General features: G+C 64.4%; 14 protein-coding genes and 1 pseudogene. 12 read left to right on the top strand and 3 right to left on the bottom strand.

The genetic code is table 11. The features are described 5' to 3' along the window. Nucleotides 1–3: 3 nt before the first annotated feature. The gene (locus AC1RB9_RS17330; RefSeq protein ID WP_003097826.1) at nt 4–1,008 is read right to left on the bottom strand and encodes an NADP-dependent oxidoreductase; all 1,005 of its coding nucleotides are present in this window, start codon (nt 1,006–1,008) and stop codon (nt 4–6) included. A gap of 250 nt (nt 1,009–1,258) precedes the next feature. On the opposite strand from AC1RB9_RS17330, the gene AC1RB9_RS17325 reads away from it, so the two are divergent. Continuing rightward, the gene (locus AC1RB9_RS17325) at nt 1,259–2,020 is read left to right on the top strand and encodes an SDR family oxidoreductase (RefSeq protein ID WP_003117742.1); all 762 of its coding nucleotides are present in this window, start codon (nt 1,259–1,261) and stop codon (nt 2,018–2,020) included. 158 nt (nt 2,021–2,178) lie between these two features. Then, a complete protein-coding gene (locus tag AC1RB9_RS17320) occupies nt 2,179–3,072 on the top strand; it encodes a bile acid:sodium symporter family protein (RefSeq protein WP_003114604.1) in 894 nt (297 codons plus the stop codon). 6 nt (nt 3,073–3,078) lie between these two features. Here AC1RB9_RS17320 and AC1RB9_RS17315 read toward each other — a convergent pair whose 3' ends face one another. Further along, nucleotides 3,079–4,275 carry a benzoate/H(+) symporter BenE family transporter gene (locus AC1RB9_RS17315; protein WP_003120414.1) on the bottom strand — a complete coding sequence of 399 codons (1,197 nt, stop codon included), beginning with the start codon at nt 4,273–4,275 and terminating at the stop codon, nt 3,079–3,081. Between the two features lie 230 nt (nt 4,276–4,505). Here AC1RB9_RS17315 and AC1RB9_RS17310 point away from each other — a divergent pair, with 230 nt between their 5' ends. Next, nucleotides 4,506–5,141 carry a hypothetical protein gene (locus AC1RB9_RS17310; protein WP_003097821.1) on the top strand — a complete coding sequence of 212 codons (636 nt, stop codon included), beginning with the start codon at nt 4,506–4,508 and terminating at the stop codon, nt 5,139–5,141. A 50-nt stretch (nt 5,142–5,191) separates the two neighbouring features. Here the strand turns inward: AC1RB9_RS17310 and AC1RB9_RS17305 are convergent, their stop codons facing one another. Continuing rightward, on the bottom strand, nt 5,192–5,668 hold the full coding sequence (locus AC1RB9_RS17305) for a MarR family winged helix-turn-helix transcriptional regulator (RefSeq protein ID WP_003110641.1): 477 nt from the start codon (nt 5,666–5,668) through the stop codon (nt 5,192–5,194). An 81-nt stretch (nt 5,669–5,749) separates the two neighbouring features. On the opposite strand from AC1RB9_RS17305, the gene AC1RB9_RS17300 reads away from it, so the two are divergent. The 9 genes and pseudogenes from AC1RB9_RS17300 to tssG all read left to right on the top strand — a co-directional run bounded on the left by AC1RB9_RS17300 (nt 5,750) and on the right by tssG (nt 15,865). After that, nucleotides 5,750–6,916, top strand: coding sequence for an aminotransferase-like domain-containing protein (locus tag AC1RB9_RS17300; protein ID WP_003097818.1), 1,167 nt, complete (start codon nt 5,750–5,752; stop codon nt 6,914–6,916). Between the two features lie 55 nt (nt 6,917–6,971). After that, nucleotides 6,972–7,574, top strand: coding sequence for a glutathione S-transferase family protein (locus AC1RB9_RS17295; RefSeq protein ID WP_003449964.1), 603 nt, complete (start codon nt 6,972–6,974; stop codon nt 7,572–7,574). Nucleotides 7,575–8,746: 1,172 nt separating this feature from the next. Further along, on the top strand, nt 8,747–10,303 hold the full coding sequence (tssA, locus tag AC1RB9_RS17290) for a type VI secretion system protein TssA (protein ID WP_003449966.1): 1,557 nt from the start codon (nt 8,747–8,749) through the stop codon (nt 10,301–10,303). Between the two features lie 35 nt (nt 10,304–10,338). Continuing rightward, entirely contained in the window at nt 10,339–10,845 is a 507-nt protein-coding gene (gene tssB / locus AC1RB9_RS17285) for a type VI secretion system contractile sheath small subunit (RefSeq protein WP_003114607.1), read from the top strand. A gap of 28 nt (nt 10,846–10,873) precedes the next feature. Then, nucleotides 10,874–12,349: a type VI secretion system contractile sheath large subunit gene (gene tssC, locus AC1RB9_RS17280; protein WP_003087596.1), complete on the top strand. Its 1,476-nt coding sequence runs from the start codon at nt 10,874–10,876 to the stop codon at nt 12,347–12,349. Between the two features lie 12 nt (nt 12,350–12,361). Beyond that, nucleotides 12,362–12,769 carry a type VI secretion system baseplate subunit TssE gene (tssE, locus tag AC1RB9_RS17275; RefSeq protein ID WP_003097809.1) on the top strand — a complete coding sequence of 136 codons (408 nt, stop codon included), beginning with the start codon at nt 12,362–12,364 and terminating at the stop codon, nt 12,767–12,769. Nucleotides 12,770–12,779: 10 nt separating this feature from the next. After that, nucleotides 12,780–12,947: pseudogene (locus AC1RB9_RS17270) on the top strand (PAAR domain-containing protein); the annotation flags it as partial. Between the two features lie 159 nt (nt 12,948–13,106). Continuing rightward, nucleotides 13,107–14,894, top strand: a complete 1,788-nt coding sequence (gene tssF / locus AC1RB9_RS17265; RefSeq protein WP_003449968.1) for a type VI secretion system baseplate subunit TssF — start codon at nt 13,107–13,109, stop codon at nt 14,892–14,894. Next, nucleotides 14,858–15,865 (top strand): type VI secretion system baseplate subunit TssG, encoded by a 1,008-nt coding sequence (gene tssG / locus AC1RB9_RS17260; protein WP_003087607.1) that lies wholly within the window; start codon nt 14,858–14,860, stop codon nt 15,863–15,865. The genes tssF and tssG overlap by 37 nt, the downstream gene beginning before the upstream one ends. The last annotated feature ends 4 nt before the right edge of the window (nt 15,866–15,869 follow it).

Below are 15,869 nucleotides of genomic sequence, written 5' to 3'. Positions count from 1 at the left end.
ACCTCAGACCTTCAACACCAACTTGCCGAAGTTTTCCCCGCTGAACAGCTTGAGCAGCGTTTCGGGGAAGGTCTCCAGGCCTTCGACGATGTCCTCGCGCGATTGCAGCTTGCCTTCCGCCAGCCAGGTGGCCATCTCCTTCAGGCCTTCTGGGAAGCGCTGGGCATAGTCCATCACCACCATGCCTTCCATGCGCGCCCGATTGACCAGCAGCGACAGGTAGTTGGCCGGGCCGCGCACCGCTTCCTTGTTGTTGTACTGGCTGATCGCCCCGCAGAGGACGATGCGTGCCTTGAAGGCGATGCGGGTGAGCACTGTGTCGAGGATTTCGCCGCCGACGTTGTCGAAGAACACATCGATACCCTTCGGGCATTCGCGCTTGAGTCCGGCGGCGAGGTCTTCGTTCTTGTAGTCGATGGCGCCGTCGAAGCCCAGTTCTTCGACCAGGAAGCGACATTTCTCGGCGCCGCCGGCGATGCCCACCACCCGGCAGCCCTTGAGCCTGGCGATCTGCCCGGCAACGCTGCCCACCGCACCGGCGGCGCCGGAGATCACCACGGTCTCGCCGTTCTTCGGCTGGCCGACGTCGAGCAACGCGAAGTAGGCGGTCATGCCGGTCATGCCCAGCGCCGAGAGATAGCGTGGCAGCGGCGCGCGGGACGGGTCGACCTTGTAGAAACCCTTGGGCTCGCCGATGAAATAGTCCTGCACGCCGAGGGCGCCGTTGACGTAGTCGCCGGCCTGGAAGCCGGGGTGCTTCGAAACCAGCACCTTGCCGACGCCGAGCGCACGCATCACCTCGCCGATCCCCACCGGCGGGATGTAGGAGCGGGCGTCGTTCATCCAGCCGCGCATCGCCGGGTCCAGCGACAGGTACTCGTTCTTCACCAGAATCTGGCCCTCGGCCGGTTCGCCGAGCGGGGTTTCGACGAAACTGAAGGTGTCGCGGCCGGGCAGCCCGCTGGGACGCTGGGCCAACTGGTATTGCCGATTGATCTGGGAGGTCATGGCAGGGCACTCGAATGTCGGGAAACAGGCCCCTAGGGATAGCTGGCGCCGGCGCCGGCGGCAAGCGAAGGCGAGTGCGGAAATGACCGGTCATCTATGCCGATGATTCGCCGCCATCAGTCTTATCAGCGGGCTGGATGGCCCATCCTCCAGTCCCCTGATAGTGCTATGCCTTGCGCCGGCCCTGGCTAGACTGGCGCGGCCCGGTTCCGTCGCAGTTGGCGGAAGGCGATTTTCCGAGGAGCAGCAGATGAGCAAACTTCTTTCCGGCCAGGTCGCACTGGTCACTGGCGGTGCGGCGGGCATCGGCCGCGCTACCGCGCTGGCCTTCGCCGCCGCCGGGGTCAAGGTGGTGGTCGCCGACCTGGACAGCGCCGGCGGCGAGGGCACGGTCGAAGCGATCCGCCAGGCAGGTGGCGAAGCCGTCTTCATTCGCTGCGACGTCACCCGCGACGCCGAGGTCAAGGCGCTGGTAGAGGGTTGCGCGGCGGCCTACGGCCGTCTCGACTACGCCTTCAACAACGCCGGTATCGAGATCGAGCAGGGCAAGCTGGCCGACGGCAACGAAGCCGAGTTCGACGCCATCATGGCTGTCAACGTGAAGGGCGTCTGGTTGTGCATGAAGCACCAGATCCCGCTGATGCTGGCCCAGGGCGGTGGCGCGATCGTCAACACCGCCTCGGTCGCCGGGCTCGGCGCGGCGCCGAAGATGAGCATCTACGCTGCTTCCAAGCACGCGGTGATCGGCCTGACCAAATCGGCGGCGATCGAGTACGCGAAGAAGGGCATCCGCGTCAACGCCGTGTGTCCGGCGGTGATCGACACCGACATGTTCCGCCGCGCCTACGAGGCCGATCCGCGCAAGGCCGAGTTCGCCGCCGCGATGCATCCGCTGGGTCGGGTCGGGCGGGTCGAAGAAATCGCCGCCGCGGTGCTCTATCTGTGCAGCGACAACGCAGGCTTCACCACCGGTATCGCCTTGCCGGTGGACGGCGGGGCGACGGCGATCTGAGCGGGCGGCGATACAACCGGGATGCCCCGGCGCGGGGCATTCGCATTCTGTTACAGGTCGGCGCGCGGTTTGGCGCGCCAGGCCACTGCCGGGGGACTAACCTGGGTCGAGAATCCGGGGCCTGAGCCCGTCTCCATCGCATCGGAGCAATAACAATAATGACCGCCGATCCCATCCTGACCCTGTTCCTCCCCATCGCCCTGGGCATCATCATGCTCGGTCTCGGACTGTCCCTGACCCCGGCCGACTTCCTCCGCGTGGTGCGCTACCCGAAGCCGGTGCTGGTCGGCCTGGTGTGCCAGATCGTCCTGCTGCCCCTGGCCTGTTTCCTGATCGTCCAGGGCTTCGCCCTGGAGGCGGCCCTGGCGGTCGGCATGATGTTGCTGGCGGCCTCGCCCGGCGGCACCACCGCCAACCTCTACAGCCACCTGGCGCATGGCGACGTGGCACTGAACATCACCCTGACCGCGGTGAACTCGGTGATCGCCATCCTCACCATGCCGCTGATCGTCAATCTGTCGCTGCAATACTTCATGGGCGACGGGCAGGCGATTCCCCTGCAGTTCGGCAAGGTCGTGCAGGTCTTCGTCATCGTCCTCGGCCCGGTGGCCATCGGCATGCTGGTGCGCAACCGCCTGCCGGCCGTGGCGGATCGCCTGCAGAAGCCGGTGAAGATCCTTTCCGCGCTGCTGTTGCTGGTGATCATCCTGCTGGCGCTGGCCAAGGACTGGCAGACCTTCGTCACCTACGCGCCGGTGGTCGGGCTGGCCGCGCTGGCCTTCAACCTGCTGAGCCTGGCGGTGGGCTACTGGGTGCCGCGCCTGCTGCGCCTGCCGAAGGCCCAGGCGGTGGCCATCGGCATGGAGATCGGCATCCACAACGGCACCCTGGCGATCGCCCTGGCGCTGAGTCCGAGCCTGCTGAACAACAGCACCATGGCGATTCCGCCGGCGATCTACGGAGTGCTGATGTTCTTCACCGCGGCGGCCTTCGGCTGGTGGGTCAGCCGTGGCCACCAGGCCACGCCGGCGCCCGTGACGGCGCCGGACTGAGGTCGGTCAGCCGCGCCGCCAGTTGAGCACGAACTGAGTCAGCAGGCCGGCCACCAGGCCCCAGAACGCCGAGCCGATGGACAGCAGGGTGAAGCCGGAGGCGGTTACCATGAAGGTCACCAGCGCGGCCTCGCGCTGGCGCTCGTCGGCCATCGAGTTGGCCAGGCCGTTCATGATCGAGCCGAGCAGGGCGATGGCGGCGATGGACAGTACCAGTGCCTTGGGGAACGCCGCGAACAACGCTGCCAGGGTGGCGCCGAAGGTTCCTGCGACGCAGTTGAAGAAGCCGCACCAGAGCGCCGCGGTATAGCGCTTGTGCGGGTCCTCGTGGGCCGAGGGACCGGTGCAGATCGCCGCGCTGATCGCCGCCAGGTTGATCCCGTGGGAGCCGAACGGTGCCAGCAGGATCGAGGCGATGCCGGTACTCGAGATCAGCGGCGAGGCCGGCACCTGGTAGCCGTCGGCGTGCAGCACGGCGATGCCGGGCATGTTCTGCGAAGCCATGGCGACGATGAACAGCGGGATGCCGATGCTGATGGTGGCGGCCAGGGAGAAGCTCGGCGTGGTCCACTCCGGTACCGCCAGTTCCAGGCGGAACCTGCTGAAGTCCAGTTGGCCCAGTATCCCGGCCAGCAGCACCCCCACCAGTAGCGCAGCGAACACCGCATAGCGCGGCGAGAAGCGTTTGCACAGCAGATAGCTGAAGAACATCGCCAGCACCAGCAGGGTCTGTTGCTCGGCGGCGTTGCAGATCTCGATGCCGATGCGGAACAGCACCCCGGCCAGCAGCGCCGAGGCCAGCGAGGAGGGAACCTGGCGCATCAGGCGTTCGAAGCTGCCGGTGACGCCGCACAGGGTGATCAGGAGGGCGCAGACGATGAAGGCGCCGATCGCCTCGCTGTACGGCACTCCGGGCAGGCTGCTGATCAGCAGCGCCGCGCCGGGGGTGGACCAGGCGATCACGATCGGCACCCGGTAGCGCAGGGTCAGGCCGATGGTCGCCAGGCCCATGCCGATCGACAGGGCCCAGATCCACGAGGAAATCTGCGCGCTGCTGAGACCGGCGTTCTGCCCGGCCTGGAACATCAGTACCAGCGAGCTGGTGTAGCCGGTGAGCATGGCGACGAAGCCGGCCACCACGGCGGCGGGAGAGGAGTCGGCGAACGGACGCAGACGAGGCTGGGGCTGGGTGGTTTCGGTCATGCCGGGTACTTCCATGGAGTGTGCGGGACGACCGGGCACGGCGGTGGGCGGAGCCACGGGGCAGGTTGCGCGAGGCGCGGAGTGCCGATCATCTTTTTCTGTTTTGCGCAGCCTAAACAGCCGGCCAGGGGCTGTCCCGGTACAGCCGCGGACATAGTTGGCCATACAGTCGCAGCTGCCGGAAGCTGGCGGAGCTGGTAACTTCCCGGCATTTGCCGAGGAGCTTCGCCATGGATGCAAACCCCTACGCCACGCCGCGTGTCGAATTGGTCGAGCAGGGCATACCGGATGCTTTCCGCCGGCGCTGGACGCCCGCGCAACTGCGCATCCTCGCCTGGCTCTGCCTGGCCTCGATAGCCGGCGGCGTGGTGCTGATGGTGCTCAGCCTGCTGGAGGCATTCGGCGACGGCGCCGCGTTCAGGGTCTACGCCGACTGGCTGGGCCTGCTCCTCAGCCTGCTCGGCGCCTACCTGCTGCTGCGGCTCAAGCACCTGGTCGAGTCGCGCTTTCGCGGCCCCTCGCTGGCCTGGCCGGTATGGTTGTCGATTCTCCTGACCCTGCTGGGCGAGGGCTGGAGCCTGCTGGCGGTTACCGACGATGCGCTGCAGGGCTGGAACTGGCAGGCGCTGGTGTACTTCGCGCTGCTTGCGCTGATCGGCGCTACCACCCTCTGGCTGGGCCTGCGTCTGCTCAAGCAGGAAAATCTCTATCCGTCGCTGCGGATCATGGCCTGGCTGGACATCGCCGGCGGCGCGATGCTGGCTTCGGTGCTGTTGCTGGTGCTGGCGGTACTGCCGCTGCTGGCCGCCACCGTGGCCATGGCGCTGGCCTGCTGGCGCGCGGCGCGGGAGTTGGAGCGGAGCTAGCGGGCAGCCGGTCGGCTTGTCGAGCGTCCAGGCGCCAGGCCCATGGGGCGTCAGTCGGTGGCCTCCGTCGCCGCTTCGCCGCGGCTGCCTGCATGCGCCCGAGCCAGGGTGCGATTGACCGCCAGCCAGCCGGAGACCGCTTCGCCGCCGGCTTCCTCGAAGCAGCGTTGGAGCAGCCGCGACTGCTCGCGACGCAGCGCCTTTTCCAACCGCACGCCCTCGGCGGTGAGGCCGAGGAGGCGTTTGCGCTTGTCGTCGTCGGCGGTGGCGCTGCCGATCAAGTTCATCTCCAGCAACTGGCGCAGCGGGATGTTCAGCGCCTGCTTGGTCACGCCGAGCAGGGCCAGCAGTTCCTTCACGCTGAGGCCCGGATAGCGGGCGATGAAGAACAGCACGCGGTGGTGCACACGTCCCAGGCCGCGGCGGGCGAGCATCTCGTCAGGCTTGGTGGTGAAGGCCTGGTACGCGAAGAAGAAGGCTTCCATCATGGCCTGCTGCTGGACGGCGTGGTTTTTCAGGTCAGGCATATTGACGCTTCCGGGTGCGGCATCGTAGTTTCGGTCAAGCAGTTTGACTCATTTTTCCCCGCCTACGCTACCGGTGATCCCATGGCCTTCTCTGAACGCATCTCCCGCCTGAAAAGCTCCTTGATCCGCGAAATCCTTGCCGCGGCGCAGCGTCCGGAGGTGATGTCGTTCGCCGGCGGGCTGCCGGCCGAGCCGATGCTGCCGAAGGTGCAGTGGGAGCAGATGCCGGCCTCCATGGGCCAGTACGGCATGAGCGAAGGCGAGCCTGCCCTGCGCGAAGCCATCGCCGCCGAAGCGCGTGCCCTCGGCGTCCCCTGCGAGGCGAGCCAGGTGCTGATCGTCAGCGGTTCGCAGCAGACCCTCGACCTGGCCAGCAAGCTGTTCATCGATCCGGGCACCGAGGTGCTGCTCGAGGCGCCGACCTACCTCGCCGCGCTACAGGCCTTCCAATTGTTCGGCGCCGATTGCGTGACCGTGCCGCTGGGTGCCGAGGGCCCCGACCTGGTTGCCCTGCGGCAGCGCCTGGAGCGACACAAGCCGGCCTTCGCCTACCTGATCCCGACTTTCCAGAATCCGTCCGGCGTGCGCTACAGCGAGGAACGCCGCGACGCGGTGGCGGCGCTGCTAGACGAATTCGGCGTGACCCTGATCGAAGACGAACCCTATCGCGAACTGGTGTTCGACGAGGGCCGCGCAACCCCGCTGGTCAGCCGCCTGCGCAAGTCCAGCTGGATCTATACCGGCACGGTGTCGAAGACCCTGCTGCCGGGCCTGCGCGTCGGTTTCCTGATCGCCACCCCGGACCTGTTCCCCCACCTGCTGCGGCTGAAACAGTCGGCCGACCTGCATACCAACCGGGTAGGGCAGTGGCAGGCGCTGCAATGGTTCGGCAGCGAGGCCTACCGCCAGCACCTGGCCGAACTGCGCGAGTTCTACCGGGTCCGCCGCGACGCCATGCAGGAGGCGCTGCTGGAGCACTTCGGCGAGCTGGCCGAATGGAATATCCCGGAGGGCGGGCTGTTCTTCTGGCTGACCCTCAGGCAGCCGCTGGATACCCGCACCCTGCTCCAGCCGGCGCTGGCCGCCGATGTCGCATTCATGCCCGGCGAACCTTTCTTCGCCGAGCCGGAGCAGAACCTCGGGCGTCTGCGGCTGAACTTCAGCCACGTCGCCCCGGAGCGCCTGCACGAAGGCCTGCGGCGCCTGGCCAAGGTCGTCCGCGACGCCCAGGCCGCCGAAGCGGCCTGAACCCTCATCGGCGCTCCTCCGAGGGCGCCGGCCATCCGATCCGAGGAGCGACACGATGTACAAGGTCTACGGTGATTACCGTTCGGGCAACTGCTACAAGATCAAGCTGGCCATGTCGCTGCTCGGCATCGACTACCAGTGGATACCGGTGGACATTCTCAAGGGCGAGACCCAGACCCCGGAGTTCCTGGCGAAGAACCCCAACGGCAAGATACCGGTGCTGGAGCTGGAGGACGGCAGTTTCCTGTGGGAGTCCAACGCCATCCTCAACTTCCTCGCCGACGGCAGCGCCCTGTTGCCCAGCGAACCGCGCCTGCGCACCCAGGTGCTGCAATGGCAATTCTTCGAGCAATACAGCCATGAGCCCTATGTGGCCGTGGCGCGCTTCATCAAGCTCTACCTCGGCCTCCCGGAAGCCCGCCGCGCCGAGTTCGAAGAGAAGAAGATCGGCGGCTACAAGGCCCTCGACGTCATGGAGAAACAGCTGTCGCGCACGCCATTCCTGGTCGGCGAACAGTTCTCCATCGCCGATATCACCCTCTACGCCTACACCCATGTCGCCCATGAAGGCGGCTTCGACCTGACGGCCTACCCGGCGATCCGCGCGTGGATCAAGCGAGTGGGGGAGGTGCCGGGGTATGTGGGGATGCTGGATTGAGGGGAGCTTCGATCAGCGGTTGGCGAGGCAGTGATTTCTGTCATGAGCGGGAGTTTCGGGTAGAGCGAAATTTTTATGCATCGGGCTGGATGCGCGTTTTTCCTGATTATTCGTAGCTCGCTTTCCTGGCGCTGCTGTTGGTACCCGGCGCTGCGCTGGTGGCGGGTCAGTTACTGGCCGTTGAGGTCGATGCCCAGGAGGGCATCGACCGACTGGCCGCGCTAGCCGACCCGACTACTGTCGGGCAGCTTTCTCGCCAGTAGGCGCACAGCACTGTCGAGCGGGTAAGCGGTGCGCAATTCTCTGTCGTCGCCGTACGCGGCCTACCGCATAAGTTGGTCATCGAGGGCTTGGCGATAGGCGCTGCGGCGGTCATCGAATCCTGCTTTCCTGACTGCTCGGGTCGCTATCGATTTCCGCCCAGCCGGTGCGGTACGGGCGTGTCCAGGGTAAACGCAGCGGTGCGTCCCGCCTACAGTCGGTCACGGCGCAACTTCCTCGCCGGTGGCCATGGGACCGCCCATCTCGATTAATTTCTCTAACAATTCCCGTGCCAGTCTTTTCATGGCTCTTTTAATCAATCTCATTCAATGGCTGATTGTTATCCATGTCTCATTCTGAAAAGAAATATAACAAGTGAATTGAGCAAGAAGTTGCGCAGTGCTGTGCAACTTTTTGCGCAGTAGTGTTCAGGCCAGTATTTTCAAGGGCTGTGGACTGTTATTGGGGATGTTTCTTGGTTTTCATTGTGCAACTTCTTGCACAATCGCTATTACGCTCTAAATCAGCTGTTGGTCCGCTTGGAAGGCCTATGTTTCGAGGTTCTCCGGAGAAATCCATACTGCCTGCCTTATTTTTTATAAATTGTTAACTACCTGTTTTGGTAGGGTTTTCCAAATGGCCATCAATGTCGTTATGATGGCTATAGCCAAGCCGTAAAGGGCATGGACGCAGACGCCTGACGTTTGGCTGAAAATCTTTCATTGATTCGTATCAATGAATAGGAAAATTCCCAAAGAGGGAATGTCCTGTTGCTTGCCAGTTTTTATGTTGTTTTCATGGAAAAGGCAAAGAGCTCTTCAGACTATTGGGATTTTCGTTCGGTTTTTATGCCAACTAGTTGAATTGTTAAGATATTCATTGGCGCACATGGTGTGCATTGAAGGGTTAGGATGACCTATTCGAGCAAGCTCTCCTCGCATTATCTGGAACTCGCGGAACAGCCGATTTCAAAGGATGTCTTTGCGGGTGAGGATGTGCGTTTTTCCAGCGAATACGAGGCGCTGGAAAATGAGCTGGGCAAGGCGCTCTCGCTCCATGAGAACGGCCAGACCGACTGGTTGAAAATCCTGGAAAACAGCGAAGCGCTGCTTCGTGCCCAATCCAAGGACCTGCGTGTTGCAGCCTGGTTGACCTGGGCCCTCTACCAACGGGAATCCTTTCCCGGTTTGCTGGCCGGACTGGGATTGCTGGAACGTCTGTGCAGCCGGCACTGGGTCGAGATCCATCCGCTCAAGGCGCGCACTCGCGCCGCGGCCATTGCCTGGCTGGTGCCCCGGCTGGAGCAGGCGCTGAACGAGAACGTACCGATCAAGGAGCAACTCCCCCTGTTCCGGCGTCTCGCCGAGCACCTGGAAAAACTCGATACCGCGCTGACCGCGCAACTGGGCGACGACGCGCCCTTGTTGCTGCCGATCAGCCGACGCCTTTCGGGCATGCTCCAGCGCGCCGCCGACAACCAGCCCGAACCTGGCGTGGTCGGCGCCGTGGTGGCCCAGGTCAAGCAGGCGGCCAGCCAGTTGCTGGCGCCGGGTGCGCCCATCGACAACGAGCGCGACGCCCACAAGGCCATGCGCGCCCAGCAGGAGGCCGCACGCCCCCTGTGCGCCTGGTGGCTGAAGCAGAAAGCCACCGATCTGCGCGCGCTGCGCCTCAACCGAACGATGCTTTGGCTGCCCATCGAGTCCATGCCCGAGCGCAATGCCGAACAGGTCACCGCGCTAAGGGGAGTGCCGGCGGACAAGCTGAAAAGCTACCAGGAGCGTTTCGCCCAGGGCCTGTACGCCGATCTCCTGGTGGAGCTGGAGGCGAGCCTGGCACGGGCGCCGTTCTGGTTCGACGGCCAGCGCCTGGTCTGGGAGTGCCTGCAAGGGCTCAACGCCGAGCAGGCGATGCGGGAAGTCGAAATGCATTTCGCCTTGCTCCTGCAGCGTCTGCCGGGGCTGGTGGAGCTGCGTTTCCACGACGGCAGCGCATTCGCCGATGCGGCCACCCGCGGCTGGATCAGCGCCCATGTCATGCCCCATCTCCAGAACGACAGTGCGCCGTGCAAGGTCGAGACCGTGGCCCTGCAGGCCGAATGGGACGTCGCCCTGGACGAGGTCCAGCCGGTGTTGCGCAAGGACGGCCTGAAGGCGGCGGTACAGGTGTTGAAGCAGGGCATGAAGCGCGCCCACGGCGGACGCGCCCGGTTCTTCTGGCAACTGAGCCTCGCGCGACTGTGCTTCCTGGCGAAGAAGTACGAGCTGGCCAAGACCCAGCTGGAGAGCCTCGACCATCAGTTGCACGAATCGGGATTGCACGCCTGGGAGCCCGATCTGGCGCTGGATGTACTGCACCTGCTGCATAGCTGCTGCGAGCTGTTGCCGCAGAACCACGCCGTGCGAGAACGCAAGGAAGACATTTATCGCAGGCTGTGCCACCTCGATCTCGAGGTGGTGCTCGAATAGGGCTTCGCGCCCTCAATTCTCAAGGAGAAAAAGCCATGGCCAAAGAAGGCTCGGTAGCCCCAAAGGAACGCATCAACGTCACCTTCAAGCCCGCCACTGGCGGTGCCCAGGAAGAAATCGAACTGCCGTTGAAGCTACTGGCGATCGGCGATTACACCCAGCGCGCGGATGAGCGCAAGGTGGAGGACCGCAAGCCGATCGGCATCGACAAGATGACCTTCGACGAGGTTCTGGCCAAGCAGGAGCTGGGGCTGACGCTGAGCGTACCCAATCGTCTCCAGGAGGAGGGCGGCAGCGACGAGCTGGCGGTGGGGCTGCAGATCAACTCGATGAAGGACTTCAACCCGGCCAGCATCGTCGAGCAGGTGCCCGAGCTGAAGAAGCTGATGGAGTTGCGCGATGCGCTGGTGGCCCTCAAGGGCCCGCTGGGCAACGCCCCGGCGTTCCGCAAGGCCATCGAAAGCGTACTCGCCGACGACGAGTCCCGTAGCCGTGTGCTGGGCGAGCTGGGGCTGAGCGCCGCCCCCTCCCAGGACGCCTGAGCCACCCCCTAGCCAAGGAAGCAGATACATGAGCACCAGTGCCGCACAGCAAGGCCGGAACCAGAACGGCGAATACAACATTCTCGACAGCATCATCGCCGAGACCCGCCTGAGCCCGGACGACGAGGCCTACGACATCGCCAAGCGCGGCGTCTCCGCCTTCATCGAGGAATTGCTCAAGCCGCAGAACGACGGCGAGCCGGTGAAGAAGGCGATGGTCGACCGGATGATCGCCGAGATCGACGCCAAGCTCAGCACGCAGATGGACGAGATCCTCCATCATCCCGATTTCCAGGCGCTGGAGTCGGCCTGGCGCGGCCTGCAACTGCTGGTCGACCGCACCAACTTCCGCGAGAACATCAAGATCGAGATTCTCAGCGTTTCCAAGCAGGACCTGCTGGACGATTTCGAGGACTCGCCCGAGGTGATGCAGTCCGGCCTGTACAAGCACATCTACACCGCCGAATACGGCCAGTTCGGTGGCCAGCCGGTCGGCGCCATCATCGCCAACTACTACATGTCGCCCAGTTCGCCCGACGTCAAGCTGATGCAATACGTCTCCAGCGTGGCCTGCATGGCCCATGCGCCATTCGTGGCGGCCGCCGGTCCGAAGTTCTTCGGCCTGGAAAGCTTCACCGGCCTGCCGGACCTGAAGGACCTGAAGGATCATTTCGAAGGCCCGCAGTTCGCCAAGTGGCAGAGCTTCCGCCAGTCCGAGGATTCCCGCTACGTGGCGCTGACCGTACCGCGCTTCCTGCTGCGCACGCCCTACGATCCGGAAGAGAATCCGGTCAAGTCGTTCGCCTACAAGGAGACCGTGGCCAACAGCCACGAGCATTACCTGTGGGGCAACACCGCCTATGCCTTCGGCACCAAGCTGACCGACAGCTTCGCCAAGTATCGCTGGTGCCCGAACATCATCGGGCCGCAGAGCGGCGGTGCGGTAGAGGACCTGCCGTTGCACCACTTCGAGAGCATGGGCGAGATCGAGACCAAGATCCCCACCGAGGTGCTGGTGTCCGATCGCCGCGAGTACGAACTGGCCGAGGAAGGCTTCATTTCCCTGACCATGCGCAAGGGCAGCGACAACGCCGCGTTCTTCTCCGCCAGCTCGGTGCAGAAGCCGAAGTTCTTCGGCATCAGCGCCGAAGGCAAGGCCGCGGAGCTGAACTACAAGCTCGGCACCCAGTTGCCGTACATGATGATCGTCAACCGCCTGGCCCATTACCTGAAGGTCCTGCAACGCGAACAGCTGGGGTCGTGGAAGGAGCGTACCGACCTCGAGCTGGAGCTGAACAAGTGGATCCGCCAGTACGTCGCCGACCAGGAAAACCCCAGCGCCGAAGTGCGCGGCCGTCGCCCGCTGCGCGCTGCACAGATCATCGTCAGTGACGTCGAGGGCGAGCCGGGCTGGTACCGCGTCAGCCTGAACGTGCGCCCCCACTTCAAGTACATGGGGGCGGACTTCACCCTGTCGCTGGTCGGCAAGCTGGACAAAGAGTAAGCGGAGCTTTCCATGACCGGATACGGCAGCCTGTTCGAGCGCCTGAACGGCGACGCGGATAAGCGCGTCGGCTGGAGCCGCGAGGTTTCCGCCATGGCGTCGGTGGCTGCCCATCTGGGCAAGATGCTCAGCACCCGGGCGGGCAGCGTGCAGACGCTGTCCGACTACGGGTTGCCCGATCTCAACGACATGCGCCTGAGCCTGCACGACTCCCTGAGCCAGGCCCGCTCGGCCATCGAAGGTTTCATCGAGGCTTACGAACCGCGCTTGAGCGACGTGCGTGTCGTTTCCCTGCCACGCGACAACGACCAGCTCCGCCTGGCCTTCAGCATCGAAGGGTTGCTGGAGGTGGAAGGTTTCAAGCGCCAGGTGAGTTTTTCCGCATGCCTGGATGGCAGCGGCCAGGTGAAGGTCAGCTAAGGAGGTTTCGATGTCCGGCAAACCCGCAGCCCGCGTTTCCGATCCCACCGCTTGTCCGCTCCCCGGGCACGGCAGCAATCCCATCGGCGTCGGTTCCGCCGACGTGTTCTTCGACGGCCTCGCGGCGGCCCGCCAGGGTGACGCCTCGGCCTGGCGCTGTACCGCTTCGATGCCTGGTTCGTCCATGAGGTCTTCTGAGATGGGCGCGAATCGGGTCGATTACGGAAAGACAACGGACACCGTGGGTTTCCGATCTTCAGGCCAGAAATGTCATTGCGGTTTTGGCGGCAGCGGTCAGACGACTGCCATCAGTGAAACGATATCCAGCAGGTAAGCCGTGTCCTTCAATCATTACTACCAGAGCGAACTCACCGCACTGCGCCAGCTGGGGCGCCGTTTCGCCGAGCGTAGCCCGGCCCTGGCCCCGTTTCTCGGGCAGGTCGGACGCGATCCGGATGTCGAGCGCCTGCTCGAGGGCTTTGCCTTCCTGACCGGGCGGTTGCGGCAGAAGCTGGACGACGAGTTGCCGGAACTCAGTCACTCGATGATGCACCTGCTGTGGCCGAACTATATGCGCCCGCTGCCGGCTTTCAGCATTCTCCAGTTCGACCCCCTGACCCGCCCGGGCGGGGCGCTGCGCGTGGAGCGCGATACGCCGGTCGAGAGCCGGCCGGTGGGCGAGGTCGCCTGTCGCTTCCGTACCTGCTACGCCACCGAGGTCCTGCCGCTGGTGCTGGAGGCGCTCAACTATTCGGTGACCGGCGAGGGTGCGCTGCTCGGCCTGCGCCTGGCGATGAACTGCGACGGGCATCTCGGCGAGCTGGGCCTGAGTCGGCTGCGCCTGCACCTGGCCGGCGAGCGCTACATCAGCCAGATGCTCTATCTGTGCCTGCTGCGCAACCTCGAGAGCATCCAACTGATTCCGCTGGACGCCCATGGGCGGCCGCTGGATGGCGTGGCCGGCAAGCCGATGTCGTTCCGCCTGACGGGCGAGCGGGTGCAGCCGGTGGGGTTCGCCGAAGACGAGGCGTTGATTCCCTATCCGCTGAATACCTTCCGTGGCTATCGCTACCTGCAGGAATACTTCGCGTTCCAGGACAAGTTCCTGTTCGTCGACGTGGATGGCCTTGACCTGCTCGGCGCTCTGCCCGAGGAAACCCTCAAGCAGGTTCGCGGCCTCGAGTTGCGCTTCGATATCCGCAAGAGCGGCATCCAGCGCCTGCACCCGACGCTGGAGAACGTCAAGCTGTACTGTACGCCGGTGGCCAACCTGTTCCGCCACGATGCGCTGCCGATCCGCCTCGACGGCAAGCAGGACGAGTACCTGCTGATGCCGGCCGAATACAGCCTGGAGGACTGCGGGGTGTTCTCGGTAGAGGGCGTCACCGGCTGGCGGCCGGGCGGGCTCGGCTACCAGGCCTATGTGCCGTTCGAGTCCTTCGAGCACGATCCCAGCTTCGACGTCCCGGAAGCACGGCCCCACTACAGCGTCCGGCAACGGACCTCGTTGCTGCACGATGGCCTGGACACCTACCTGAGCTTCGGCATCCGCCATCCCGAGCAGACCGAGACGCTGTCGGTGGAACTGACCTGCACCAACCAGAACCTGCCCCAACGGCTGCGCCTGGGCGATATCTGCGTCGCCTGCGAAGGCACGCCGGAGTTCCTCGGTTTCCGCAATATCACCCCGCCGACGCCGAGCTACGCGCCGCCGCTGAACCGCGATTTCCTCTGGAAACTGATCAGCAACATGTCGCTCAACTACCTGTCGCTGGCCAACGTCGACGCACTCAAGGTGATCCTCGAAACCTACGACCTGCCGCGCTACTACGACCAGCATGCGGCGAAGGTCAGCAAGCGCCTGCTGGGCGGGCTCAAGGCGGTCCGCCACGAGCATGTCGACCGCCTGCATCGGGGCCTGCCGCTGCGCGGCTTGCGTACCGAGCTGACGATCGATCCGGAAGGCTACATCGGCGAGGGCGACCTGTTCGTGTTCGCTTCGGTTCTGAACGAATTTTTCGCGCTTTACGCCAGCATCAACTCCTACCACGAGTTGCGGGTGAGGAGCACACAGGGAGACGTGTACCAATGGAAACCGCGCATGGGTTTGCAGCCCCTGCTGTAAGCGCGCTGGCCCGGGGCATTCGCGAGTACTCGCTGTTCCAGGCGGTCCTGCTGGTCATGGATCGCCTCCGCGAGGAATATCCCGGCCTGGGAGACGAGGCGCTCTACGATCAGTTGGAATTCCAGGCCAATCCTAGCCTCGGTTTCCCGGGCAGCGATGTCGATCGGGTGGAGTTCTTCGAAGAGCGCGGCATGCTGCGGGCGCGGCTGCGTTTCAACCTGATCGGCTTGTTCGGTGCCAGTTCGCCGTTGCCGGCGTTCTACAGCGAGCAGGCTCTGGGCGACAGCGAGGAGGGCAATCCTACGCGGAACTTCCTCGATCTCTTCCATCACCGCCTGCATCGGCTGCTGTTGCCGATCTGGCGCAAGTACCGCTACCGGGTGAGCTTCCAGAGCGGCGCGAGCGATGCGTTTTCCGCCCAATTGTTCGCCCTCGTCGGATTGGGCGGGGAAGAGATCCGCAAGGCCAGGGAACTGAACTGGAAACGCCTGCTGCCCTACCTGGGCCTGCTCAGCCTGCGGGCGCACTCGGCGGCCTTGATCGAGTCGGTGCTGCGCTACTACTTCAAGCATGCCGAACTGGTCGCCGAGCAGTGTATCGAACGGCGCGTCGCGATCCTCGAAGAGCAGCGCAACCGGCTCGGCCTGTTCAACAGCCAGCTTGGCGAAGACGCGGTGCTGGGCGAACGGGTCCGCGACCGCAGCGGCAAGTTCCGCATTCATATCCGCCAGCTCGACTGGCAGCGCTTCCACGAGTTCCTGCCGATCGGTCCCGGCTACCAGCCGCTTTGCGCGCTGGTTCGCTTCACCCTGCGCGACCCGCTCGACTACGACATCCGGCTGGTCTTGCGCCACGAGGAAATCCGTGAGTTCCGCATCGGCGCGCAGAACGCCTGCCGCCTTGGCTGGACCAGCTGGCTGGGCCGGGAGCGCGCGGATGGCGTGGTGACGCTGGGCAGCAAGATTCATTAAGGAT

The organism is Pseudomonas sp. 20-5, from assembly GCF_056782835.1.
The sequence above is the reverse complement of the archived record's forward strand: the minus strand, read 5'-3'. Positions and strand labels throughout refer to the sequence as shown.

Excerpts from the sequence above, each read along its gene's own strand:
- AC1RB9_RS17315 (WP_003120414.1), bottom strand. The coding sequence starts at position 4,275 with ATGACCGAAACCACCCAGCCCCAGCCTCGTCTGCGTCCGTTCGCCGAC.
- AC1RB9_RS17310 (WP_003097821.1), top strand. The coding sequence starts at position 4,506 with ATGGATGCAAACCCCTACGCCACGCCGCGTGTCGAATTGGTCGAGCAG.
- AC1RB9_RS17305 (WP_003110641.1), bottom strand. The coding sequence starts at position 5,668 with ATGCCTGACCTGAAAAACCACGCCGTCCAGCAGCAGGCCATGATGGAA.
- AC1RB9_RS17295 (WP_003449964.1), top strand. The coding sequence starts at position 6,972 with ATGTACAAGGTCTACGGTGATTACCGTTCGGGCAACTGCTACAAGATC.
- tssB (WP_003114607.1), top strand. The coding sequence starts at position 10,339 with ATGGCCAAAGAAGGCTCGGTAGCCCCAAAGGAACGCATCAACGTCACC.
- tssA (WP_003449966.1), top strand. The coding sequence starts at position 8,747 with ATGACCTATTCGAGCAAGCTCTCCTCGCATTATCTGGAACTCGCGGAA.
- tssE (WP_003097809.1), top strand. The coding sequence starts at position 12,362 with ATGACCGGATACGGCAGCCTGTTCGAGCGCCTGAACGGCGACGCGGAT.
- AC1RB9_RS17325 (WP_003117742.1), top strand. The coding sequence starts at position 1,259 with ATGAGCAAACTTCTTTCCGGCCAGGTCGCACTGGTCACTGGCGGTGCG.
- AC1RB9_RS17330 (WP_003097826.1), bottom strand. The coding sequence starts at position 1,008 with ATGACCTCCCAGATCAATCGGCAATACCAGTTGGCCCAGCGTCCCAGC.
- AC1RB9_RS17300 (WP_003097818.1), top strand. The coding sequence starts at position 5,750 with ATGGCCTTCTCTGAACGCATCTCCCGCCTGAAAAGCTCCTTGATCCGC.
- tssG (WP_003087607.1), top strand. The coding sequence starts at position 14,858 with ATGGAAACCGCGCATGGGTTTGCAGCCCCTGCTGTAAGCGCGCTGGCC.
- tssC (WP_003087596.1), top strand. The coding sequence starts at position 10,874 with ATGAGCACCAGTGCCGCACAGCAAGGCCGGAACCAGAACGGCGAATAC.
- AC1RB9_RS17320 (WP_003114604.1), top strand. The coding sequence starts at position 2,179 with ATGACCGCCGATCCCATCCTGACCCTGTTCCTCCCCATCGCCCTGGGC.